The sequence below is a fragment of the Colwellia sp. Bg11-12 genome, from assembly GCF_014076955.1.
Classification (GTDB): Bacteria; Pseudomonadota; Gammaproteobacteria; order Enterobacterales; family Alteromonadaceae; genus Colwellia_A.
Genome location: NZ_JACGUZ010000077.1, coordinates 161,377 through 186,282, shown reverse-complemented (window position 1 = coordinate 186,282; position 24,906 = coordinate 161,377). Strand labels below are relative to the sequence as shown.

22 protein-coding genes are annotated in these 24,906 nt (G+C 38.1%); 4 read left to right on the top strand and 18 right to left on the bottom strand.

Annotation, left to right across the window (positions count from 1 at the left end):
* Positions 1-13: 13 nt before the first annotated feature.
* The 15 genes from H4J39_RS14740 to leuS all read right to left on the bottom strand — a co-directional run bounded on the left by H4J39_RS14740 (position 14) and on the right by leuS (position 14,817).
* On the bottom strand, positions 14-877 hold the full coding sequence (locus H4J39_RS14740) for a hypothetical protein (RefSeq protein ID WP_182229151.1): 864 nt from the start codon (positions 875-877) through the stop codon (positions 14-16).
* A 10-nt stretch (positions 878-887) separates the two neighbouring features.
* Entirely contained in the window at positions 888-1,268 is a 381-nt protein-coding gene (locus tag H4J39_RS14735; protein WP_182229150.1) for a GntR family transcriptional regulator, read from the bottom strand.
* Positions 1,269-1,515: 247 nt separating this feature from the next.
* Positions 1,516-2,484 carry a lipoyl synthase gene (lipA, locus tag H4J39_RS14730; protein WP_182182002.1) on the bottom strand — a complete coding sequence of 323 codons (969 nt, stop codon included), beginning with the start codon at positions 2,482-2,484 and terminating at the stop codon, positions 1,516-1,518.
* Positions 2,474-3,097: a lipoyl(octanoyl) transferase LipB gene (lipB, locus tag H4J39_RS14725; RefSeq protein WP_220462223.1), complete on the bottom strand. Its 624-nt coding sequence runs from the start codon at positions 3,095-3,097 to the stop codon at positions 2,474-2,476. The genes lipA and lipB overlap by 11 nt, the downstream gene beginning before the upstream one ends.
* 144 nt (positions 3,098-3,241) lie before the next feature.
* Positions 3,242-3,505 (bottom strand): DUF493 family protein YbeD, encoded by a 264-nt coding sequence (gene ybeD, locus H4J39_RS14720; protein ID WP_182182003.1) that lies wholly within the window; start codon positions 3,503-3,505, stop codon positions 3,242-3,244.
* Positions 3,506-3,840: 335 nt separating this feature from the next.
* Positions 3,841-5,028, bottom strand: coding sequence for a serine hydrolase (locus tag H4J39_RS14715; protein ID WP_182229149.1), 1,188 nt, complete (start codon positions 5,026-5,028; stop codon positions 3,841-3,843).
* Between the two features lie 102 nt (positions 5,029-5,130).
* Positions 5,131-5,928: a septal ring lytic transglycosylase RlpA family protein gene (locus H4J39_RS14710; RefSeq protein ID WP_310649762.1), complete on the bottom strand. Its 798-nt coding sequence runs from the start codon at positions 5,926-5,928 to the stop codon at positions 5,131-5,133.
* Positions 5,929-5,960: 32 nt separating this feature from the next.
* On the bottom strand, positions 5,961-7,076 hold the full coding sequence (gene rodA / locus H4J39_RS14705; protein WP_182229148.1) for a rod shape-determining protein RodA: 1,116 nt from the start codon (positions 7,074-7,076) through the stop codon (positions 5,961-5,963).
* On the bottom strand, positions 7,076-9,085 hold the full coding sequence (gene mrdA, locus H4J39_RS14700; protein ID WP_182229147.1) for a penicillin-binding protein 2: 2,010 nt from the start codon (positions 9,083-9,085) through the stop codon (positions 7,076-7,078). The genes rodA and mrdA overlap by 1 nt, the downstream gene beginning before the upstream one ends.
* A 2-nt stretch (positions 9,086-9,087) precedes the next feature.
* Positions 9,088-9,558, bottom strand: a complete 471-nt coding sequence (rlmH, locus tag H4J39_RS14695; protein ID WP_182229146.1) for a 23S rRNA (pseudouridine(1915)-N(3))-methyltransferase RlmH — start codon at positions 9,556-9,558, stop codon at positions 9,088-9,090.
* A gap of 28 nt (positions 9,559-9,586) precedes the next feature.
* A complete protein-coding gene (gene rsfS / locus H4J39_RS14690; protein WP_182229145.1) occupies positions 9,587-9,904 on the bottom strand; it encodes a ribosome silencing factor in 318 nt (105 codons plus the stop codon).
* A 70-nt stretch (positions 9,905-9,974) separates the two neighbouring features.
* A complete protein-coding gene (gene nadD, locus H4J39_RS14685; protein WP_182229144.1) occupies positions 9,975-10,643 on the bottom strand; it encodes a nicotinate-nucleotide adenylyltransferase in 669 nt (222 codons plus the stop codon).
* A complete protein-coding gene (gene holA, locus H4J39_RS14680) occupies positions 10,630-11,673 on the bottom strand; it encodes a DNA polymerase III subunit delta (protein ID WP_182229143.1) in 1,044 nt (347 codons plus the stop codon). Before holA ends, nadD begins: the two co-directional genes overlap by 14 nt.
* Positions 11,673-12,194, bottom strand: coding sequence for an LPS assembly lipoprotein LptE (gene lptE / locus H4J39_RS14675; protein ID WP_259368850.1), 522 nt, complete (start codon positions 12,192-12,194; stop codon positions 11,673-11,675). Before lptE ends, holA begins: the two co-directional genes overlap by 1 nt.
* Positions 12,195-12,213: 19 nt before the next feature.
* Positions 12,214-14,817, bottom strand: coding sequence for a leucine--tRNA ligase (leuS, locus tag H4J39_RS14670; RefSeq protein WP_182229142.1), 2,604 nt, complete (start codon positions 14,815-14,817; stop codon positions 12,214-12,216).
* Positions 14,818-15,063: 246 nt separating this feature from the next.
* Between leuS and H4J39_RS14665 the strand changes: the two genes are divergently transcribed.
* The 4 genes from H4J39_RS14665 (at position 15,064) to hppD (ending at position 21,718) form a co-directional block, all read left to right on the top strand.
* Positions 15,064-15,549: a zinc ribbon-containing protein gene (locus H4J39_RS14665; RefSeq protein ID WP_182229141.1), complete on the top strand. Its 486-nt coding sequence runs from the start codon at positions 15,064-15,066 to the stop codon at positions 15,547-15,549.
* 118 nt (positions 15,550-15,667) lie between these two features.
* Positions 15,668-18,070 (top strand): ATP-binding protein, encoded by a 2,403-nt coding sequence (locus H4J39_RS14660; RefSeq protein ID WP_182229140.1) that lies wholly within the window; start codon positions 15,668-15,670, stop codon positions 18,068-18,070.
* Between the two features lie 507 nt (positions 18,071-18,577).
* Complete coding sequence (locus H4J39_RS14655; protein WP_182229139.1) at positions 18,578-20,383, top strand: DEAD/DEAH box helicase; 1,806 nt, start codon at positions 18,578-18,580, stop codon at positions 20,381-20,383.
* A gap of 279 nt (positions 20,384-20,662) precedes the next feature.
* The gene (gene hppD / locus H4J39_RS14650) at positions 20,663-21,718 is read left to right on the top strand and encodes a 4-hydroxyphenylpyruvate dioxygenase (RefSeq protein WP_182229138.1); all 1,056 of its coding nucleotides are present in this window, start codon (positions 20,663-20,665) and stop codon (positions 21,716-21,718) included.
* A 174-nt stretch (positions 21,719-21,892) separates the two neighbouring features.
* On the opposite strand, the gene H4J39_RS14645 is transcribed toward hppD, so the two are convergent.
* The 3 genes from H4J39_RS14645 to H4J39_RS14635 form a co-directional block, all read right to left on the bottom strand.
* Entirely contained in the window at positions 21,893-22,615 is a 723-nt protein-coding gene (locus H4J39_RS14645) for a tRNA (adenine(22)-N(1))-methyltransferase TrmK (RefSeq protein ID WP_182229137.1), read from the bottom strand.
* Between the two features lie 8 nt (positions 22,616-22,623).
* Positions 22,624-23,589, bottom strand: a complete 966-nt coding sequence (gene rlmF / locus H4J39_RS14640; protein WP_310649761.1) for a 23S rRNA (adenine(1618)-N(6))-methyltransferase RlmF — start codon at positions 23,587-23,589, stop codon at positions 22,624-22,626.
* Positions 23,590-23,756: 167 nt separating this feature from the next.
* Complete coding sequence (locus H4J39_RS14635; RefSeq protein ID WP_182229136.1) at positions 23,757-24,869, bottom strand: DUF3083 family protein; 1,113 nt, start codon at positions 24,867-24,869, stop codon at positions 23,757-23,759.
* Positions 24,870-24,906 lie beyond the last annotated feature (37 nt).

Below are 24,906 nucleotides of genomic sequence, written 5' to 3'. Positions count from 1 at the left end.
GACTGATCATTAACTAGACGACCGATTTATCCGCCTTATATACATCAAAATTAATGTTATCTAACCTAATAGTTTTTAACATGCCACCTATACCCAAAAAAGCGATAACTTGGAAATAGATACTGTTAATAATAATTTCTAAATACCCTAATTGATAAAAATCGACAGCAGAGTTTGCTATTAAAAATAGACTTAAAAACATACTTACTGAAACCATAGATTGTAAAGAGAATTCAGTTTGTTGGCTTCGGTCTTTTACTGCTTGGTATGGGTCTAAACGCTTCCCCGTTAAATGCCAAATGGTTAAACCTATAAATAAGGCGTGTACTAAGCTAAGCGCCAATATTTTAATCATTATGTCATGAGTGAATATGAAGTCATTCACGTATAAGTCAAATAATATATAAGCAAGTACTAAGACTATCGCTGATATCACGGCTATCGGGGATACATAATCAAATAGCTTCCGCGGTGCTAAACCGGCTGAACGACTGGTACTTATATTGGCTTTCCTCATCAATTTGAACTGACGGCAGCCTGAGATTTCTAAGAGCATAAATGGAATGAACTGTACCATACCAAACATTAAAGGCAGGCTTTCGGCAAACTTTTGGTTGCTATCATATTCGGTCGACATAAGCGCATAAACTCCCATCAGCGCTAGACCCGCAAAGAATATTATTTGATTGAGTAACTTATAGCGAGCTTTAGCCGCAATGACTTTTTCGGTAGATTCAGGATAAAGCTTTGGGTAGTCCTCAGGCGGAAATTTTTTTAAAACGCCCTCAATTCGGTTGATAATTTGTTTAGGGTAGTAATATGAAATGAGTATAATCTGGCTTAAAAATAAAGCGTAAAATAAAATGTTAATTGACATTTTCTTCTCCTTAATTGTTTTTACTGTTCATTGCACTGCTAAATGCAATACGTATTTCTGAGTCGGTAACGCCAGCTTTTTTACATGCTGAAATTGCGAAGTTCAACTGGGCTATAACGTCAGCATTTAAATCCATTTTGCTATTTATTAGCGCTTCAGGATGAACAAATGTCCCCCGATAACCTCTGCTTTGAATGACTAAGTCGCGCTCCAATAACTTATAAGCTTTAGCAACCGTCTTACTATTGAGCTCTAAATCATTCGCTAGCTGCCTAATAGAAGGCAGCGAGTCACCTGGTTTAATTTTACTCTCGATGATTGCTGCCTTTATTTGCTCAACGAGTTGAGTAAATAAAGGTATTGGATCTTCTATATCAATGGTAATTTCCATATTTTCTTTGTGCTCCAGTTGTTCCGTGTGTGGTAATGGTACAACTATTCCATTGTTCAGTACAAGAATAATTCGAGTGTTTTTTGATTATTAAAATTGAAAAAGAGACTCTAAATTGATTTTTACAAATATAATCAAGGGATTATAAATAAATTGAGGGTTTAATTATTTAATGATGAGGGGAGATATTAGCGTTAAAGCCTGAATTTACCAATAAATTCAGGCTTTAGTTTATTCTTAAACAGTATTACTTAACTTCTTCACCTGCCGCTTGTTTATCGGCATGATAACTTGAGCGTACAAGAGGTCCACAGGCGGCGTGTTCAAAGCCCATCTTAATCGCTTCAGCTTGATACATATCAAAAACATCTGGATGTACGTAGCGCTCTACAGGTAAATGATGTTTACTGGGTTGCAAGTATTGACCAATAGTTAACATCGTTACACCATGGCTACGTAAGTCACGCATTACTTGTAAAATCTCTTCATCAGTTTCACCTAAACCAACCATTAAGCCTGATTTTGTTGGTACTTTTGGATTAGCCTCTCCAAATTTTTTCAGCAAGTCTAATGACCACTGATAGTTTGCACCCGGACGTGCTTTTGTATATAAGCGTGGCGCAGTTTCTAAGTTATGATTAAATACATGTGGTGGTTTGGCATTCAAAATTTCTAATGCACGGTCCATGCGACCACGAAAGTCAGGGACTAAAATTTCCACTTTAGTATTTGGAGCATGTATGGCTATTTCACTAATACAATCAGCAAACTGTTGAGCGCCACCATCACGTAAATCATCACGGTCAACCGAGGTGATCACTACGTATTTTAGCTTCATGTCTTTAAGTGTTAATGCTAGCTTTTGAGCTTCATCAACTTTAGGTTTTAAAGGTCGACCATGGCCAACATCACAAAATGGACAGCGACGTGTACAGATGTCGCCTAAAATCATAAAGGTTGCGGTTCCGTGATTAAAACATTCCGATAAGTTTGGGCAAGAGGCTTCTTCACATACCGAGTGTAAGTCATGCTTGCGTAGTGCAGCTTTTATACTGTCGATTCGGTCTGTTGTACGAGGCAGCTTAATACGTAACCATTTTGGCTTTCTCAGCATGGTTTCACGCTCTGAAGGCACAATTTGAATGGGGATATGCGCCATTTTTTCAGCATCGCGCATTTTTGTGCCAGGGATAACTCGAGTTGTTTTAGTGGTCATTGATTTCGTCCCAACCAGTTTTATAACTGATGTTATTGGTATTTAATAATTTAGCGAGGTGTCCCACTAAGGATTCACCTGCTTGAGCTGTATCTGTTAATTGACTGATATCGGCTGTTTGCACCATTTCAAGCCCCTGGTAACCGCAAGGGTTTATTCGAAGAAATGGCGATAAGTCCATATTTACATTCAGTGCTAGGCCGTGAAAAGAGCAGCCCTTGCGAACTCTTAAACCCAAGGACGCTATTTTCTTTTCATCGACGTAAACGCCGGGCGCATCAGGTTTGGCTTTTGCGATAATATTAAAATCGGCTAATGCGGCAATTAACCCATCTTCAAGTAAGGTGACAAGATCACGGACACCCATTTTTCTGCGACGTAAATTAATCATAAAATAGATAACTTGTTGACCAGGACCGTGATAAGTCACTTGTCCACCACGATCCACTTTGACAACTTCAATATCGCCGGGCATGAGTAGGTGCTCTTCTTTACCTGCTTGGCCTTGTGTAAAAACAGCAGGGTGCTCTACTAACCAAAGTTCGTCTTGAGTTGTGTCGTTGCGATCATCAGTGAATTTTTGCATCGCTTGCCAAACGGTGGTGTAGTCCATAGTGGCAAGTTGTCGAATGATTAACGAATTTTTCAAGTTTATACTTCACTTAATTCTATTGATATGGATTATATCCAAATAATAATAGGAATACACCGGATAAATACTAAGGTTATTATCGTTACACTAAAAGTTTAAATGTTGCTATAAAACGTAGCGAACTATTTCAATAGCCGTTAGTTTTGTGTAAATAGTTTCGATATGCTCTTTACTTGTTACCGTTACAGCGATGGAAAGAGATTGATAAGTTCCTTTTGAACTGGCTTTAATTTTAGGGGAATAATCACCAGGTGCATGCTTTTGTAGCTCATTAATCACTAAATCAGGCAATTCGTCGCAAGCAACGCCCATCACTTTAAAGTTAAGTACGGTTGGAAATTCTAATAATTCATCAAACTTGGTTTTCATGTTTACTCTCTAAAATAATACTGTGAAACTCATTTCACTAAACTATTGACCAATTGCGCGGCTAAATAATGCTAAGAGCGTATTCTTTTCAATGGCAATAACAAGCTATTAGTCAATTAAGCGCTTCGTGCAAATTTATTTTTTATTACACCTAATAAGCGCATCAATTTAATGAGACCTTTATCTCTGGGTACATAGTCGATATTGGGGCATTTTATCATTATTTAAATAGAATGTGATCATTGTATTGATGGCTTTTATTAACATTATGATATTGATAATAAAAAAACTCGGCAGCAGCCGAGTTTTATAAGAAAGGAGTTTATATTTCTTAATTAGTTAACGAATTGTAGTTTTACATAATCGACTAACTTACTAAACAGACCACCTTCATTGACTTCTTGCAAAGTGACTAAGGGGTATTCTGCGATGTCTTCACCTTCTAATCGTAAAAATAATTTTCCAACAACGGTACCTTTAGCTAAAGGAGCTTCTAATTGCTGATCTAGCTCAAAACTTGCGGCTAGATTTTTTCGCTGTCCGCGAGGAATAGTGATAGGTGTATCAAGTGATATACCTAAATCCACTTCTTTTACATCGCCCATCCATATGCGGTTGGTAGCAAATTTTTCACCGGCTTTATAAGGGGTGTAGGTTTCAAAGAAACGGAAACCATAATTAAGTAGCTTCTTACTTTCAACTTTTCTCGCACGCTCACTATCGGTACCCATTACCACACTCACTAAGCGCATTCCGCCTTTAGTGGCTGAAGAAACTAAGCTGTAACCTGCCTGTGAAGTATGACCTGTTTTTAAACCGTCAACATTCATGCTTTTATCCCATAATAAATTATTACGGTTGTATTGTTTAATATTGTTATAGCTAAAGGTTTTTTGGCTATAAATTTTATATTCTTCTGGAACATCACGAATAAGTGCCATAGCAAGTGTTGCCATATCGCGAGGTGTTGTTTTATGCTCTTGGCTATCTAGCCCGTGGCTATTTTCAAAGTAGCTACTGTTCATGCCTAGTTGTTCAGCATGACCATTCATTAATTGAGCAAAGGCATCTTCACTACCGGCAATGTGTTCTGCCATAGCGACACAAGCATCATTACCTGAAGCAACAATAATACCTTGATTGAGTAATTCTACTGAAACTTCTGTACCTACCTCAATAAACATAAGTGACGACCCAGGGAAATTTTTAGCCCAAGCTTTTTCACTAATTTTTACTAAGTCACTGTTATTGATATTGCCACTGTCTAATTCTTTACCAATGATATAACTTGTCATCATTTTGGTTAAACTGGCAGGTGCTAGCAATGCATCGGCATTACCTTGAGCAAGAACTTTACCTGTGGTGAAGTCGATTAAAATATGACCTTTTGCTTTTACTTCTGGTGGTGATGGGATGATAGTTAATGCTTGAGAAAAAGAAGAAACTGTTAAAGCAAAGGCACCGAAAAGGCAGAGAAGTTTTTTTGAAGTTTTAGCTGTTTTTTTAGCTAATGGGTAAGTCATAATATTCCTACGAAACTGAATGATAAAAGGAGAATTTTTCAGCAGTATACCATCTTTATTACTGATTACTATCTTGGTATTGTGGCAAATTGTTACGAATAACTATTTCAAGCTAAATGCATTGGGATAGGCTGATTTTTTTAAGCTTGTTAGGATGGTATTTAATGCTTCCACATCAGTAAATGGCCCCATTTGTACACGGAAAATATCATTGTTCTTTGGGATAATAGTATTGACTTGATACAAATTTTGCAGGGCTTGTGCTGTTTTATTGGCAAGTTGCTCATTTTTAGTGGCAAAAACTTGAATATATTTACGCTGAACACTATCTGCGGTGGGCGTTTCATCCGCTGGAATTACCTGTTTTTCTTCAGGTAATGAAAAATCGGTAATAGCGGTGATCGTTACATTCGCTACGCCTGTTTTCATCATACCGAGTTTATAAGCCGCGCTGTACGATAAATCAACAATACGGTTTTGATGAAACGGTCCACGGTCATTGACCCTAACAATAACGGAACGACTATTTGCGTTATTTGTTACTTTTAAATACGTGGGTAATGGTAAATTTTTATGTGCCGCACTCATCGCGTACATATTATAAATTTCACCATTTGACGTTAAATGACCATGGAACTTTTCTCCATACCAAGAGGCAATACCCGTTTGGCTGAAATTTTCAGCACTTTTTAATACTGAATAAGTTTTGCCGCGCACTTGATACTGGCTTCTATTGCCACCTCTACTATGGGCTTCTGCTCTTGGTGTTATATCAACAAGTTCACTTATCGTAGGGGTACGTGTTGGCTTACTATCACTTTTTTGTTGATAGCGCCCTGTATTCACACTACAAGCAGAGATCAGTGTTAATAGTATGATGAGTAAAATTATTTTTTTCACTGTCGATTTATCTTATGATGTTATCAATGAATTTAAGCAATAAAACGCTTATGAGTACTAATAGCCATTAGAATGCCAAAACCTGCCAGCAATGTCACCATCGATGTTCCGCCATAACTAATTAAAGGTAAGGGGACACCCACAACGGGCAATAAACCAGAAACCATGCCTATGTTTACAAAGACATAAACGAAAAAAGTTAAGGTAATACTACCGGCTAATAATTTTGTGAATGCGTGATCGGCATGTACAGCAATCCATAGACCCCGCATTACTATCATTAAATAAACACTAAGTAAGATTGATACACCAACAAAGCCAAATTCTTCACTAAATACGGCGAAAATAAAATCAGTGTGTCGTTCAGGTAAAAACTCTAACTGCGATTGTGTGCCCTGTAGCCAGCCTTTACCGTCAAAGCCACCAGAGCCTATCGCTATTTTCGATTGAATAATTTGATACCCTGAGCCTAAGGGATCTTGTTCAGGATTCAAAAAGGTTGTTACTCTCTGTTTTTGATAAGGTTTCATTAGGAAGAACCATAAAACAGGAATAAATGCTGAGACTAAACCTGCGCAAACACTGATCAGTTTCCAACTGGCACCGGCAAGAAATATCACAAAAATACCCGAACTTGCGATCAATAAAGAGGTGCCTAAATCAGGTTGCTTAGCAATTAATAATGTTGGGATTAAAACTAATATAAATGCCATTATTATTTTTGATATTTTGGCAGGTAAGTCGAACTGACTAACATACCAAGCGATCATTATAGGGACAATAAGCTTCATTATTTCTGAAGGTTGAAACTTCATAAAACCCAAATCTAACCAGCGCTGTGCACCTTTGCCAACATGACCAATTAATAATACGGCAACTAAAAGGAGTAAACCTAAAACAAATACAGGCACTGCCCACTTTTGATAAGCAAGAGGGGGAATTTGAGCAACAGTAAACATCACTAACAAGGCAATGCCTAAGCGAGTTATTTGACGATAAACAATCGCCATTTCTTGGCCACCTGCGCTATAAACAACAAATAAACCTAAAATCATTAACGCAACAATGCCCAGTAAAAGTGGTACATCAATGTGAATTCTTTGCCAAAAACTTCGAAGTTTTTGTTGATCATGCCCAATATTACGCACTAGTTACGCCCTGTCTTTTTGTCTATACCGTAAACATTGGTGTGTTGAGGGTGCTTGCTTTTATCTGTACTGATGATGTTTCTGTCACCAAAATATTGGTCCATTACTTGGCGTGCTACTGGCCCTGCGTTAGTGCCACCACCGCCTTCTAAAACATTTTCAACAACAACAGAAACCACTATTTCTGGGTTTTCATAGGGAGCAAAAGCAACGAACATTGCATTGTTTCGTTGTTTTTCTTTCGTCGATTCTGCATCATATTTTTCATCTTGTTTTTTTGAAATTAGCTGAGCCGTACCTGATTTCCCTGCCGCGTCATAATGAGTTCCTTGAAAGGCGGGATAGGCTCTTTGTGCGGTATTATGCATAGCATCAAGCACTAAATTCCAGTGTTTATTGTCTTTTAAAATAATCGGTGGTTTATCGTCATATTCTGTCATCTTAGTGATCATTTTAGTAACGATATTGACATCACCTCCCGTTTTAATAACCTCATCGGTGTTTGAACTTTCTTCTTGGATGTTTTCGCTGACTAGCTCCGCTGTTGAACGTAAAAAATGTGGAATTTTTATTTCACCTTTGTTCGCTAAAATAGAGATAGCTTGTGCTAACTGTAAAGGAGTTACTGTCCAGTACCCCTGTCCTATACCAATAGAAATGGTATCGCCGGTATACCAAGGTTTATTATAACGATTACGTTTAGTTTCCCTGCCAGGTAAAATAGCGCGGCTATCCTCGAATATGTCAACACCGGTATAATCACCAAAACCAAATTTTTCCATCATGTCGGTAATACTATCTATACCTAATTTATAGGCTAAATTATAAAAATAGACGTTACAAGAATGCTCAATGGCTTTATTTAAATCAACCCAACCATGTCCTGGTGCCCACCAATCACGATATTTGTGCTCAAGACCTTTAAGCTGGAACCAGCCAGGGTCGTAAAAACGTGACGTTTGTGTGATAACATTTTCTTCTAAGCCAGTTAAGGCTAATAAAGGCTTAACTGTTGAAGCAGGAGGGTAACCTTGCACACTGCGATTAAGCAAAGGGCGATTGTTTTTGGGGTTAAGTAATTTACGATAATTTCTACTACTGATGCCATGAACAAATAAATTACCGTCGTAACTAGGGTTTGAATACATAGCGAGTATTTCACCACTGCGTGGATCCATCGCTACTACAGCACCTCGCTTACCTGCTAAGGCGCGTTTGGCTATCATTTGTAGTTCAATATCTATACTCAGAGTTAAATTTTGTCCTGAAATTGGCGGCGTGTAGTCAAGTGTTCTTATTACGCGCCCTTGATTATTTATTTCAACTTCTTGATGACCAATAGTGCCATGGAGTAATTTTTCATAATACTTTTCTAAACCTAGCTTACCTATGTTACGCGTTGCAGCGTAATCTTCTGCTAAATTTTGCTCGTCTAAGCGAATTGAGTCTTTACTGTTAATACGTGCAACATAGCCCAATGAATGTGTCGTCAAATCACCAAAAGGGTAGTAGCGCTTAAGGCGAGCATCAATAAAAAAGCCAGGGAATCGGTGTTGATTAACAGAAAAAAGAGCGACTTGTTGTGCGCTTAATCTTGAGTGGAGCTCTACGGGCTTAAAGCGTCGTTTACTTTTAAGGGCTTTAAAGAGCTTTTGTTGTTTTTCTTCGCTGATATCAAGTAATTCACTCACTTCAGCAATATGCTTTTCTAATTCAGTCGTTTGTTCAGCAATTATCTCTAATGAATATACGGGTTTGTTATCGGCAAGTAGAACACCATTTCGGTCGTAGATGAGTCCGCGGTTTGGTGCTACGGGCAGGAGTTTTATTCGGTTTGAATTAGACCTTGTTTGATATTTTTCGTAAGAATTAATCTCTAAATCGTAAATGTTACTGAATAAAATCAATAATAAAACGAGAATTCCGACAAATGCGATGAATGTTCTGCGGGCAAATAAATTAGCTTCAGCGGAATGGTTTCTAATAGCAACACGTTTGTTCGAAGCCATTATTATTCTCGGTGGTATGGGTGGTTATTATTAATACTCCACGCACGATATAAACTTTCGGCAACAACAATACGAACCATAGGGTGGGGTAAAGTCAGTGGAGATAAAGACCATTTTTGCTCTGAAGCTTTAATACACGCTGGCGCTAAACCTTCAGGACCTCCTATCAGTAAAGCAACATCGCGACTGTCTAATTGCCAACGCTTAAGTTGTTGGGCAAGTTGTGGGGTTGTCCACGGTTTACCTTCCACTTCAAGCGTAACAATTCGATTACCTTTGGGAATTGCGCTTAATAACAGTTCGCCTTCTTTTTCTAGAATACGAGCAATATCAGCATTTTTACCGCGTTTACCCGGCGGGATTTCTACTAAATGAAACGACATATCTCGAGGAAATCGACGACAATATTCGTTAAAGCCTTGAGTAACCCATGCTGGCATTTTATTGCCAACAGCATATAAGGTAAGCCGCATAATAGTTTAGTTTACCTTCACTACTCGTTTAGTTCCACAATTCTTCTAGCTGGTAACGGTCACGAATTTCGTCTGTCATAACGTGAACAATTACATTGCCTAAATCAACTAACGCCCATTCTCCAATGTCATTACCTTCAATGCCCAATGGTTCAAGACCTTTAGCACGACATTCGACAGCAACCGAGTGTGCAATAGATTTTACATGGCGATTTGAGTTACCAGAACAGACAACCATGTAATCAGCAAAACCTGATTTTTTGGCGATGTCTAAAATCGTGATATCACGACCTTTCATTTCTTCAATTTTTTCAATAACAAATGCCTTTAACGCTTCAACTTGCAAGGGGATTACTCTTAGTGTAAATAATAATGCGCTATAATATCATCATTTATTCTGCAGGTTAACTATCAAATTATTTTTGATAGAGTTTTTTTTCAATAATATAATCAAGTACACATTCTGCTAGCTGATTATTGTGAATTTTTTTGTCCAAAAGTTGTTGTCTTATTTCGCTCGAAGATATATTAAGCGACTGGTTTTGATGGAAAATAATGCCACCGGCAGCTTGTTGTTTTATTTCGTTCAGATCATTTACTTGATGCTTTTTTAATAATTGCTGAGTAGCGATATTAATTTGATTTAATTGATAACCAGGACGAATATTTACCACAATATGGCACAAAGAAAGAATAGTTTGCCATTGATACCACTGCGTAAAATTAAGGAGTGAATCCATGCCGATTATAAAAAAGACTCTGCTATTAGGTCGCTCTTCTTTAATTTCTTGTAAGCTCGTAACCGTATAAGAGGCGGTATGGCGTTTGAGTTCACGATTATCCAGTTGAAATAATGACTGTTGCTGGCAAATAAGTTCTACCATGGCGGCTCGGTGATGTGCACTGGTTGTGGTGGTGTTTTTATGAGGTGGTATATGAGCAGGGAGGAAAAAAAGCTGTTCGACATTAAGCCATTTTGCTGTTTCTTTTGCTGTTTCTACATGGCCATTGTGAATAGGGTCAAATGTTCCCCCCATAATAGCGATGTTTTTCTTATCTGTTGGCAGATGCTTATCCAAATTCATAATCAAGATTGAAGTTTTTTGTGGTTTGCCCATGATATAAGCTTATACAAACATCAGCCAATAATATAAAAGGGTTAAAATCACTACTGGTTTTACTGATTAAATCTGTTTGAGCTAAACGTGCTTGGGCTTGGTTAATATTGTCGCGGGTGATATGAGTCAGAGCGTACTGGTAAAGGGGCTTCTTTTTATCCCACACACGGTATTTTTTATAGATGCTATCAATGCTTTCACCCTGTTCTACTTGTTCCAACATCGCCGATAACTGGGTGATTTCTTTGTGAAGAAACCAAACAAGCTGGCCAACTGCTACTCCTTCATGTTGAAGCTGATCTAGCATGGCAACGCATTTGGTAAGGTTACCACTGAGTAAAGTGTCAACCACTTGAAAAGGGTTAAACTTTGCTTGTTTAATTAATAGTTTTTCTGCATCTTCAGCGGTGATCAGTTGAGAGCCAAAGAGTAATGAAAACTTTTGTAATTCTTGCTCTAAGGAGGGTAAGTTACCTTCAAATAACTCTATCATCAGCGGTATAACATCCTGATGAATAGTTAACTTGTGCTGTTTTATTTGTTGGTTTAGCCATTGTTGAAGTTGGCGACCTTCGATATCGTAAAGAGGTAAAAAGCAACCTAATTGTTCTAGCGTTTTAAACCACTTCCGCTTTTGACCTGCAGCATCGATTTTAGGACCATGAAAGATAAGTTGTACATCACGATGGAATTTTTCACTCAGCTTCAGTAATATTTTACTACCCGCTTCTGCTATTTTTCCCGTGACTAACTCTATTTCAATGATACGTTGTGTGGCAAACAAGCTCATTGCTTGATATTCTTCAACCAATATATTCCAGTCAAACTTGTCGTCTGCAGTTAGGCGGATCACTTCACTAAAGCCTTGTTGCTGACAATGTAGTTTTATGGTGTTTAAGCTGTCGTTTTTTTGCCAAGGTTCATCACCAAAAACTAACCACACAGGCTTAAAGCCTTGATTGAGTGTGTTAGCTAATTGGTTATGATAAATGCGCATTAGATTTTAATCGTAGAGAGGTCGCGTAAAATTTTATTAGCGGCTTGTTTACGCATTTCACTGACCATTAAGTCGAGTTCACGACTTTTAGCCAGGGCAACATTGGGGTCGTCTTGATAATCACGGTTAAGCTCAAACACGTAAGACCGAATATCGCTTTGTGAAAGCGCCAGTTGATAACGAACCGTATAAATTAATTCGTACTCAGCTACTTGCCCATTCGGAAAAACTGAGAGTGTACGACGATTTAAAGTGTCTTTTAACAGTTTAAGTTGTGGGACATTCTCGGCAGCGCTTGAAACTAACGTTATCTTATTTAAGCTCAGATGTTGTTTAACTTGGCGAGTAAGCTCGCCAAATTTATCTTCTGAAGTTAAATGTAAGGTTTGTAGTTGCGGTGACAATAAATAGTCACCGCGTAAAGTAAAGCCACAACTCGACAAAAACAAGGTTGATAAAGCAAAAGCAGCCATAACTATATGTGCTTTGTACTTTGTAATTGATCTATGCGTGTAGCTCATGTTTTTGACCTTTAGGCTATTAGTTAGCAACAATGTTTAAAAGTTTACCGGGTATGTAAATGACTTTACGTATCGTTTTGTCATCAATAAAACGGGTTACTGTTTCGTCGCCTAGGCCTAAAGCTTCAACTTCTTCTTTGCTTGCTGTTGCTGAAACGGTAATTTTTGCACGTACTTTTCCGTTAACTTGAACAATAATTAATTTTTCATCTTCAACTAAAGCACTTTCATCAACGATTGGCCAAGACGCTTCTTCAATTGAGGCGTTATTGCTTTTATCATCGCCTAATGTTTTCCACACTTCGTGACACATGTGAGGCGTTATTGGCGTTAGCATAACGATCACGGCACGAACCGCTTCTTGCATGACGGCTCTGTCTTCAACACTGTCTAATTTAGCTTTCGATAAATGGTTCATTAATTCCATAATTGAAGCGATAGCGGTATTAAAGGTGTTTCTGCGGCCAATGTCGTCACTTACTTTTGCAATTGTTTTATGTAACTCACGGCGTAATGTTTTTTGCGCGCCATTCAAGGTTAATTCGCTTAACGCAGGAATGATGCCGTGCTCTTTGGCTTGTTCGCTAAAATCAAAGGCAAGTTTCCAAACACGTTTTAAGAAGCGATGTGCGCCTTCAACACCTGAGTCAGACCATTCTAACGTTTGCTCTGGCGGAGACGTAAACATAATGAATAAACGTACGGTATCTGCGCCATATTTACCGATAACCTCTTGTGGGTCGATGCCGTTGTTTTTAGACTTTGACATTTTGCTCATGCCTGCAGAAATAACAGGTTTGCCATCAAGCTTGCTAATCGCTGCAGTTACTGCGCCTTTTTCGTCACGCTCAACGTCTACATCAGTAGGTGAAATCCAATCTTGTCCGCCATTTTCCGCTTCACGATAATAAGTGTCAGCCAATACCATGCCTTGGCATAATAACTTTTTAAACGGTTCGTCACAGTTTACTAAACCTGCGTCACGTAATAATTTATGGAAAAAGCGTGCATACAATAAATGTAAAATAGCATGTTCAATACCACCAATGTATTGGTCAACAGGTAACCAATAATTTGCTTTAGCAGGATCGAGCATCTGCGTGTCGTCATTTGGTGAACAGTAACGCGCATAATACCAAGACGATTCCATAAAGGTATCAAAAGTATCAGTTTCGCGAAATGCCTCTTCGCCATTATAAGTGGTTTTTGCCCACTCAGGATTGTCTTTAATCGGTGACGTTACACCATTCATGATGACATCTTCAGGTAACTCAACCGGGAGTTGGTCAACAGGCACAGCTACAGATTCTCCATTAGCTAAGTGCATCATTGGAATAGGTGTACCCCAATAGCGTTGTCGAGAAACGCCCCAATCACGTAAACGATAATTAACTTTTACACTGCCTTTGTTTTCGCTGATCAGTTTTTCTGAAATCGCTTTAAAAGCCGCTTCATATTCTAAACCGTCAAATTCACCAGAATTAATTAACGTGCCTTTTTCGGTGATCGCCGCTTGACTAAAATCGTCACTTTCTGTGCCGGCAATAACTTGGGTTATGGCTAAGTTGTATTTAGTGGCAAATTCAAAGTCACGTTGGTCGTGTCCAGGTACAGACATCACAGCGCCTGATCCGTAATCCATTAAAACAAAATTTGCGGCCCAAATTGGCACAATTTCACCGGTTAAAGGGTGAATGGCTTTAAGGCCAGTGTCAGCACCTTTTTTCTCCATCGTCGCCATGTCAGCTTCGGTAGATTTATTTGTTTTACATTCAGCAATAAAATCGCTTAATGCGCTGTTATTTTTAGCAGCAGCTAATGCCAACGGGTGTTGCGCGGCAAGTGCGACGTAAGTGACACCCATTAATGTATCTGGGCGTGTCGTGTAGATATCGAAACTTTCGTCTGAACCTTCAACTTGGAAGGTCATCTCAATGCCTTCGCTGCGACCAATCCAGTTACGTTGCATGGTTTTAACTTGTTCAGGCCATTCCGTCAGTTGGTCTAAATCTGTTAATAACTCTTCAGCATAATCAGTGATTTTTATAAACCACTGTGGAATCTCTTTTCGTTCAACCAGGGCACCTGAACGCCAACCACGGCCGTCAATAACTTGTTCATTGGCAAGCACTGTTTGGTCAACAGGGTCCCAATTTACCGTAGCATTCTTTTTGTAAACTAAACCTTTTTCATAAAGCTGCGTAAAGAACCATTGTTCCCACTTATAATAATCTTTTTTACAGGTTGCTAATTCACGACTCCAGTCGTATGCAAAGCCTAATGACTTTAATTGGTTACGCATGTAATCAATATTTTCATAGGTCCATTTTGCTGGCGCTGTTTTGTTTTTAATTGCCGCATTTTCTGCAGGTAAACCAAATGCATCCCAACCCATAGGTTGCATAACGTTTTTACCTTGCAAGCGTTGATAGCGAGAAATAACATCGCCTAAACTATAATTACGCACGTGCCCCATATGTAGACGTCCACTAGGATAAGGGAACATAGCAAGACAGTAGAATTTTTCTTGGCCGGGCTTTTCTTCGGCTTTAAAGGTATTGTTTTCAGTCCAAAATTGCTGAACTTGCGCTTCGATAGCTTGGGGGTTGTAAATGGATTCCATTAAAGATTTCTCAAACACTTTAGAATGTGGTGTTCACTAGCTTGTCAATATAAATTGACCGCGATCATGAACGCATAAAAATAATGGCGATAGAATACCTTATATACCTGTGTCACATCAAGATACTGTTTTCAGGATATTAATGTGTTGCCGCTATATGTCTTAGTTTTAACAAGTTTATGTGATTAATTTTTTCTATAAATTATGTTACAACTATACTTAAGATAAATCGTCAAGGAGTCTGTTATGAATTCAAAAAATAGTGTTTTTCAAGATCTGTACCAAGCATTAGTTACTTGGGCTGAGGACGTTAATCAGCATGAAATTACTGATATTGTTGAGGGCGTTGAACAAAGTAAGTTATACCTTAAAGCGGCAGAGGAATTACCTGAAGAGAAGGTTAAGCAGTTCGTTGATAACTTACGCTTTGATTTAAAAGAATTTATTACGCAAAACGAAGCACAAGCTAAACATTCACTCTATTTAGGCTTGTTAAATGAATCTTTCTGGCAAAATATGCAATCGATCACTGATAAGTCACAAGTTGAATGGTCAGAACTTGATGATGACTTTAAGCATCACGGTGAATATAAAAGTGGTGACTTTATTGGCTTTGGTTTATTAGAATGTCAAAACTGTAAAGAAAAAATAACTTATAATCATGCCTCTGATGTCGCTGATTGTTTTGCATGTGGTGGTGGAACCTTCATTCGGCTACCTTTTTCTCCTTAATATCAAGGATGAAATAGGACTAAAATTTACTAATTATTTAAAATCAGCGTACACTGGTAATATTAAATTTATTAACCAGCATACGCTTGTTTTTTAAGCGTTATCAGTGAGATATTGTATGCCTTCATCCGTTAAGTTAACTTCTTCACTCACCCGTTTACCCGTTGAAAAACTCACTGCTCAGTTATCTGCTGATCAGTTCTCTTATGCTGAAGTTACTCCTGATGTCGAACAAATTATTATTGGTCATGCTCGTGCTAAAGAAGCCCTTGAGTTTGGTTTATCTATGGAGGCTCCTGGTTTTAATGTTTTTGCAATGGGAGAGCATGGTACTGGCCGACAAACCTTAATCAAGCAAATGTTAGCGACAACGGCTGGAAATAAAGAAACCCCGTATGAATGGTGTTATATCAATAATTTTGATGACGTTCATGCTCCTCATAATCTTTATGTAAGCCCCGGCGATGGTAAACAACTGCTGGCTCGTATTAATACTTTTATTGATGAGTTATTAGATTTATTTCCAGAGATTTTTGACAATCCAAGCTATCAGCGACAAAAATCAGCTGTAGATAGAGCGTTTAATAAAAAATACGATCAAGCCATTGCTGAAGTAGAAGAAAGTGCCTTAAAAGATAACGTTTTACTTTATGAAGAAAGTGGCGAAATTGGTTTTTCACCTTTAGTTGACGGTAAACCTTTAAATGACAAAGAATTTGCGGGGTTAGACGAAGGAAAACGAGCTGACTTTTATTTGTTGTTAGAAAAGTTAGAGAACTTTCTGTCTGAGAAACTTATTGAATTACCGCAATGGAAACGGATTTCTTCTGATAAGTTACGCAAGTTAAAAAATGAAACGGCTGAGCAAGCGATCCGTCCGTTTTTAAAAGAATTAGAACTTGAGTTTGCCAGTAATATTGGTGTGATGAAGTACCTATCGAAAGTTAAAAGCCATGTGGTTGATACTGTTTTAGAAATTCTTGTTGATGAAAGTGTTGAAAACAGAAACGACAAAGATGCTCGAAAATTAATGGTTGAACAATTTTTGCCCAATTTATTAGTATCGCGAGAACCCGATGCTGGTGCTCCGGTTATTTATGAGCAAAATCCGACTTTTCAAAATTTATTTGGTCATGTCGACTTTGCAAGTTTTCAAGGAAGTACTTATACCAGCTATCGATTAATAAGAGCAGGGGCGCTGCATAAAGCTAACGGCGGTTATTTAATTTTGGAGGCAGATAAGCTCCTTAACCAACCGCTTGTATGGGCTCGATTAAAATTAGCGCTTAAGTCTCAAGAAATAACCATTGAAAATCCTTACTCTGAATATAGTCAACAGGGTTCGTTTAGCTTACAACCTGAGAAAATACCGTTAAACGTTAAGGTGATCTTACTCGGTGATCCTGAAATTTATTATATGCTGCAAGACTACGATCAAGAGTTTACCGAATTATTTCGTGTTTTAGCCGACTTTGATCAATACCTTGAAAGCAATGAAGATAATCTCAATGACTACGCTCATTTAATACGTCAGCGTGCTTACAAGTATAATTACCCACATGTGAGTAATGAAGCCGTATTAGAGTTAGTGCGTTATGCACTAAGACGGGCAGAGCATCAACACAAAATTTCAGCCAATATTGTCCAAGTAAACGATTTACTTGATGAAGCTTTCTACTTATGGAAGCAAGCGGGAAGTCAAGGCGAGCTAACGGCAAATCATGTCGCCTTAGCACTCGCGGCGAAACAACGCAGAACAGGTAGAATGAGCGAGGCATGGTTAGGTGAAATAAAAGAAAAGCAAGTGCTCATTGATACTGAAGGTCATCATATCGGCAAGGTCAATGGCTTAACGGTGCTAGAAATAGGAGACAGTGTTTTTGGTACGCCAGCACGAATTACGGCAACGGTTTATGCCGGTAGCGAAGGGGTTACCGATATCGAACGAGAAGTTGATTTAGGTAAGTCTATTCACTCTAAAGGAGTGCTATTACTCACCGGATATTTAGGGCATAAATATGGCCAAGGATTCCCTGTGTCAATTTCAGCTAATTTGGCTATTGAACAATCTTATGGACATATTGATGGTGACAGTGCCTCAATGGCTGAGCTTTGTGCACTCATTTCTGCTATCTCTTTACTGCCTATTCAACAAGGGCTTGCTATTACTGGGTCGATTAATCAGCACGGAGGGGTGCAATCTATTGGCGGTGTTAATGAAAAAATTGAAGGTTTCTATCGTTTATGTAAAGACGAAGGTTTAACTGGGAAGCAAGGGGTTATTATTCCTCGCACCAATGTCAATAACCTAATGTTAGCTGATGATGTAATAGAAGCGGTTAAAAATAATCAATTTGCCATTTATGCCGTTGAAGATATTGACCAAGCGCTAGAATTACTTATGAACGAACCCGCCGGAGAAATTAGTAGAACAGGGCGTTATCCTCGAAAATCGATTCATGGTTTAGTGTTAAATAAACTGTCTCTTTTTTCTGATTTGTTAAATGGCACTGATGAGTAATTAAAATATCATCTGCCCTTGAACAACTTTAATACAGGCCACGCATATAAACTGCTGGCCTATTTTTATATAAAGGTATGTTAATACTTACCTTTTTCCGCCAATATTTTAAAGGCTATAGAAGATAATTTATCTGTATTTATTATTTAAGCATTGTGGTTTCATTTTAAAGGCCAACCTCGACACCCCTATTATTTATTTTATTTGGAGTAAATGTACTTTTTTGAGTGTTTTTTGAACAAATTGATATATATTACTTGAACAATGAATAAATATCAGTATAATGCGCGCCTCGATAACGGTGATTCTGACTTGAATTATATCTTTCACACCGGTTATACGAAATGAGTGGGGTTTTCCGCCCAATAGACTTCTTAGCTAATATTCATTATTAGCCCTATGTTCTTTAGTGAACGTGCCTTAAGTCTTCCTGGTGGTTTCCTCGTATATAACGCGGAATGTTTTGGTTACTTTTAACCTATTCCGCCACAAGAGAAGACAAAATTTATGACTACTTCTAACGATGCTCCTGTGAGCTTTGACTCTTTAGGCTTGCCTGAAACTTTATTATCTGCTGTTAAATCTATCGGTTTTGAAAATTCAACTGATATTCAAGCAAAAACTATTCCCCCATTATTAGCCGGTAAAGATGTATTAGGTGAAGCACAAACAGGTACAGGTAAAACTGCTGCTTTTGGTTTACCAGCTCTTGCCAAAATTGATGTGTCTTTGAAAAAACCACAATTAATGGTTTTAGCACCAACACGTGAATTAGCAATGCAAGTTGCTGAAGCGATCGAAAGCTTCGGTAAAAACATGAAAGGTTTATTGGTTGCTACTTTATACGGTGGTCAATCATACCAACCACAATTTCAACAATTAGAGCGTGGCGCTCAAGTCGTTGTTGGAACACCTGGTCGTTTAATGGATCACTTACGTCGTAAGAGTCTAAAACTAGGTAACTTATCTTTTTGTGTACTTGATGAAGCTGATGAAATGCTTAACATGGGTTTCCTTGAAGACATTCAGTGGATACTTGACCATTTACCAGAAACGACGCAAATGGCTTTGTTCTCTGCAACTATGCCACCAGCAATTCGTAAAATTGCTAACCGTTTCTTAAAAGATCCAGAACATATTAAAATTGCTGCTGTTAAACAGTCAAAAGCAAATATTTCTCAATTTGCTTGGAAAGTGAGTGGCATTCGTAAAATTACTGCTCTAGAACGTATAGCTGAAATCGTTGATTACGATGCGATGATAGTCTTCGTACGTACTCGTAGCGACACGGTAGAAGTTGCTGAACAATTAGAGCGTGCTGGTTACCCTGCATTAGCGTTGAATGGCGACATGAACCAAGCACAGCGTGAACGTTGTATTGATCAAATGAAATCAGGTAAGTCATCTATATTAGTAGCAACAGACGTTGTTGCTCGTGGCTTAGATATTCCACGTATCTCTTTAGTGGTTAACTATGATTTACCAGGCGACAACGAAGCTTATGTTCACCGTATCGGCCGTACAGGTCGTGCCGGTCGTGAAGGTATGTCAATTGCATTTGTTCGTCCTCGCGAAATGCACTCTCTACGTCATTATGAGCGTTTAACTTCAGGTGTTATTAACACTTATGAATTACCAAATATTGAAGAAATTGGTAAAAAACGTATTGAACGTACACGTGTTGAAATGGCACAAATTGTTGCAGATAAAGATTTAGCAAACATGCGTGAAATTGTTGAAGCTATGGCGAATGAATCAGAGCTTTCTATGACTGACTTAGCTGCAGCTTTATTGTTCCAAAAACAATTAAATCAGCCATTACAACCAAAAGAAGATCCTAAACCTCGTCGCGAAACTCGTGAACGTAGTGATAGTCGAAGTGACCGTGGTGATCGCGGTGGTCGTAACGAAAGTCGTGGCGGCAGAAATGAACGCGGTGGTGAACGTGGCGCTGAGCGTGGTGGTGAACGTGCCCCTCGTAAAGTTAAAGTTAACCGTACTGATGTTGATTGGCAAACATACCGCCTAGAAGTGGGTAAAGAGCATGGTGCACGTCCTGGTGATATCGTTGGCGCAATCGCGAATGAAATCTCATTAGACAGCAGCTATATTGGTGCTATTAACTTACATGACAAGCATACTTATGTTCAGTTACCAAAAGGCATGCCTGAGAAGTCATTTGAGCAATTAAAGCGTGTTAAAATTCGTCGTCAATCATTAGAAATTACGGTTTCAGATGTTAAGACGGTTGAATCAACACCAACAACTGACCGTCCTCGTAAACGTCAAGAGCGTTCTAATCGCCCTAGCTAGTCGATAAATAAATAATAAAAAGGTACGTATATCGTACCTTTTTTTATGCCTGTAATTTATCAAAGCTAGTGAATGTTTTACGGTGAAATACAGCTGTACACATAAATGAACACCGGTTCTGTAAGTACTATATGGCCTGTCCTCACGTCGAATAAATTCCGAGCATATTACTCGTACATTTTCTGTTACGCACCAGTGCCTTGTTAGATTTGTTAATCGCTTTCTCTTCGACGTAAAGCTAGTGATAATGCGCGCATTGATTCTTTAAGAGAGATAAACATGACAGATGTAAAAAACCCACTTAACCTTCGTGGTATAGAATTCACTGAATATGCAACACCTGACTCAGACTTTATGGAAAACGCATTTTATGGTTTTGGTTTTTCAAAAACGAAAACGTTTAAAGGTCGTGATATTGATTACTTTAATCAAAATGATATTCATTTTTTATTAAATAATGAAAAAGCAGGTTTTTCAAAAGAATTTGCTAAAAGTCATGGTCCTGCTATTTGTTCTATGGGCTGGCGTGTTGATAATGCTGATTTTGCTTTTGAAGAAGCGATTAAGCGTGGCGCTAAATCTGCGGCCAATGAAGAAAATAAATTACCATACCCGGCTATTTTTGGTATTGGCGACAGCTTAATTTATTTTATTGAAAAATTTGCAGCCTCAACGACAAATCCAGGCTCTATCTACGAAGATGACTTCGAACCGATTGACGCACCAGTTATCAACGAAGATAAAGGTTTTTTACGTGTTGACCATTTAACAAATAATGTTCATCAAGGTACTATGGAGCATTGGGCTAATTTCTATAAAGATATTTTTGGCTTTACTGATGTGCGTTACTTTGATATTAAAGGTGAAAAAACGGCCCTAGTTTCTTATGCGTTAGCTTCACCTTGTGGCACTTTTTGTTTACCGATTAATGAAGGTAAAGGAAAGAAAAACAATCAAATCGATGAGTACTTAGATGAGTACAATGGTCCAGGTGTTCAACATCTAGCGTTTATCAGTGACGATCTAGTTGGCTCTTTAGATAAGCTTGATAAGAATATTATTGATACGCTTAATATCGTCCCTGAATATTATGATGATGTTTTCAAACGTATCCCTTGGGTTAAAGAAGACCACAAGCGTATTCAAGATCATCAGATTCTTGTTGATAGCCAGAAAGAAAATTCGTACTTATTACAAATTTTCACAAAAAACATCTTTGGTCCTATTTTTATCGAGATGATCCAGCGCGTTGACGACCAAGGTTTTGGTGAAGGTAACTTTACTGCTTTATTTAAATCTATCGAGTTAAACCAAATGGAAAAGGGCACTGTTTAGTTTATAACAGTTGCTAGCGCTATTATTGAAGGTCTGCTTATGCAGGCCTTTTTTTATATTATTTTTTTGAGTTTTTTATCTTGTTGCGCGCATGGTAAATAAATTAAGCGGCTTAATTGATAGCTAAGTGATGAGGTTACTTGGGCAACGTCAGTTGCGTGTATTTTTACCAGCTCAAGAGAGCAAGTTAGAATATTGGTTAATAATATGTTTAATCTTTATCTGCTCATCACCTTTTGTCGCCAGTAACATGCGCTGATAATGGTCGATGGTTTTTGCTAAATATTGCTGATGAGATCTTATCGACAAGTCCCACATTATATCGCCTGTTGGCGATACTTTATTTAAGGGGCTATGGATATCGGCAGATACACCAAATTCTTTTTTTACGTGAATAACTTCATAGAAACGCTTGTTGTCAGTTACGATACACTCATCAATTAAGGTACAGTGATGGGCGATCAGCGTTTGTCTTACTTGATAGTTGTAATGCACCGGACAAAGCATAAACTCGATGTCACTGATTGAATTCACAGGTGCTATCTGGTTAAAGTGACTTATGATCTCTTTAATAAAGTGAATGAGTAACTCACCACCCACTCCAGCAATGATCACTAATTGTTTGTCTTGGTTTGTTAGTGGTAGTTTTGCGACGTCAAGACAATGTACTTGCCAATGAAGAAGGTAGTCGTCGCTACTAAAGTGCTGTTGTAATACAGATTCAAGTTGTGTCGTTAGTGAGGGAACAATATCAACAAAATGTATAGTGTCTGCCGCTTGACGTTTTAATAACGTTAATCCCAAAAAACCGTGGTCACAGCAACAATCCCAAATACTTTGGTAGTGAATGCTGACCATACTGTCTATTTTTTGCAAACGGTGACTGATTTTTTTCATTGATGAACTTAAACTAAATCAAACCAGTTTTTTTGTTGAGTTTCATCCAAAAAACTCCAAGCTATAAAACGACTGATTTTTTGCCCTTGCGCCATATCAACAACCTTTATTTGCTTAGCATTTGCTTTTTTTAGTGACAGCTTTAGTTGGCTTAGATGGTCTTTTTTTGAGACTAAACAGGTAAACCAGAGCACTTGATTTTTTATATTTTTACTCTCTTTTATCATGTTATTAATAAAGGAAAGCTCTCCGCCTTGGCACCACAATTCAGCATTTTGGCCTCCAAAATTTAACGGTACAGTTTTATTCGCACTTAAGGCTATTTTCTCACCTTTTTTATTAGCCGCTAAATTTTTAACCTTGCGCGTAGACCCTTTGGTTGCTTCAGCCAGAGAGCGATGAAAAGGCGGGTTACACAGTGTTAATTCAAAGCGATCATTTTCTTGAACAACTCCCTTAAAGATTTGTGCTGCATTTGGCTGAGAGCGAAAAACAATTGATTTTTTTAGTTGTGTATCCGCTGAAATATTATGTTGAGCAGCAATAATTGACGTCGGGTCTATATCGCTAGCTGTAAACTGCCATTGATATTCACGCTGTCCTAAAATAGGATAAATGCAACTTGCACCGGTGCCTATATCAAGCACAGAGACTTTCGTTTTATCCATGGTTAAAGTTGTTGGAAGTGTTGCTGATAATAAGTCAGCTAAGTAGTGAATATAGTCAACACGACCTGGGATCGGGGGACATAAATATCCTGTTGGAATATCCCATTGCTTAATATGATAGTGGTGCTTTAATAATGCTTGGTTAAGTGCTTTTACCGCGTTAGCATCAGCAAAGTCTATCGACAAATTTTGATATTTATTGGTATGGACAAACGGCTTTAATGCGGGGGATGCTTGGCAGAGTGCTAAAAAGTCATAACCGTTATTATGACGGTTTTTTGGATGTAAATTTTTTTTTAATGTCACGAATTTTCTCTGCTCATAAATAACAAAGAGAATTTTATCACTTCCTTTATAGTCACACCACATCAAATGTAGGCATTTTGAAAAGGAATCTGCCTCGATAAATAATAAGTTTGCCGCTTATAAATATAATGCGGCAAACGCTATATTATGATCTTTTTCTAAATCACTTAAAGGTCATAACCAAGATGTTGATGCAGGCGAATAACCAATTCTTCTTTAGCCGTTACATAATTCAGTTTTTTAGCGGTTGCACGAAGGGCTTGCTCTACCAAGTTAAGGAATTTACCGTATCCTTGGCTCGTTTTATGATCTTTTGTAGCTATGATCACAAATTGTACTGAATCTACTAAGCAATCGCCATCGAAGTGCAGGGTAAAGTTATTATTGGGCTCAAATGGGTTAAAGCTTAATTTTTGTAACTCACCTGCCGCTTTGTGATCTTCTTCTAAACGACTTCTAACGATAGGTGTTAAACCATTTGCTAAAATAGCACCTTCAAATAAGTGTTGCTTATTAGCGGACTCAATAAAAGCATGGCTGATTAAATCATACAAGGGTTGATAAGGCTTAGCTTTTGATTTATCGACACTAAGCAGTTCTTTGATGCGACGGTTAATGGGTAAGTCAGCTACCACATAGGTCAGTACGTCTCTTTTGTCAGGAAGACTAATGTCATCAGCAGCATAGCGATTTTTTAAAGTACGTAATTTATGGGTTTGTGTGCCAGTAACCCCCTTATCTTTAGAAAATAAATCGTAGGTTAAATGTTGATGATCACTGACTCTTACCATTGATTTATTAATGTGGTTAATTTCAATAAACTCATGTAACGCCGCAAGAACATTTTTGTGAAATTCTGCTGAGGTTTGACGAACATTGTCACCATTAGCTAAGAACACCAAAGTAATGATTCGAACACGCTTTTTGCCATTGATATAAGTGTTTTGGCTATAGTGGTTTCGTGGGCTGTACAAGAATAGAATTTCTTGATCGGTTTGTACGGTTAATTTTTCGGGACTATAACGGATACGAGAAAACTTTTCGTTGGCAATAAATTGGCCACTCTCAATGTCTAATTTATTATTAATACCAAAAAAGCTGTCAGCTAAATGTTGATAGAATTTTTGGTAGGGCTGTTCACTGCTCTTATCAATTAATTGCTTGTTTAGGTTAATCAGTTCGTCAGTGACTGGAAATTTAACTAATAAATATTGGTTAGTACGTGCAGAGGATGGAATATAAACTTTGTGCTGATTATTGCGAGAACGAGAAATAGACATTTGATGTCCTTATTGAATGGGTAATAAATCTGAAGAC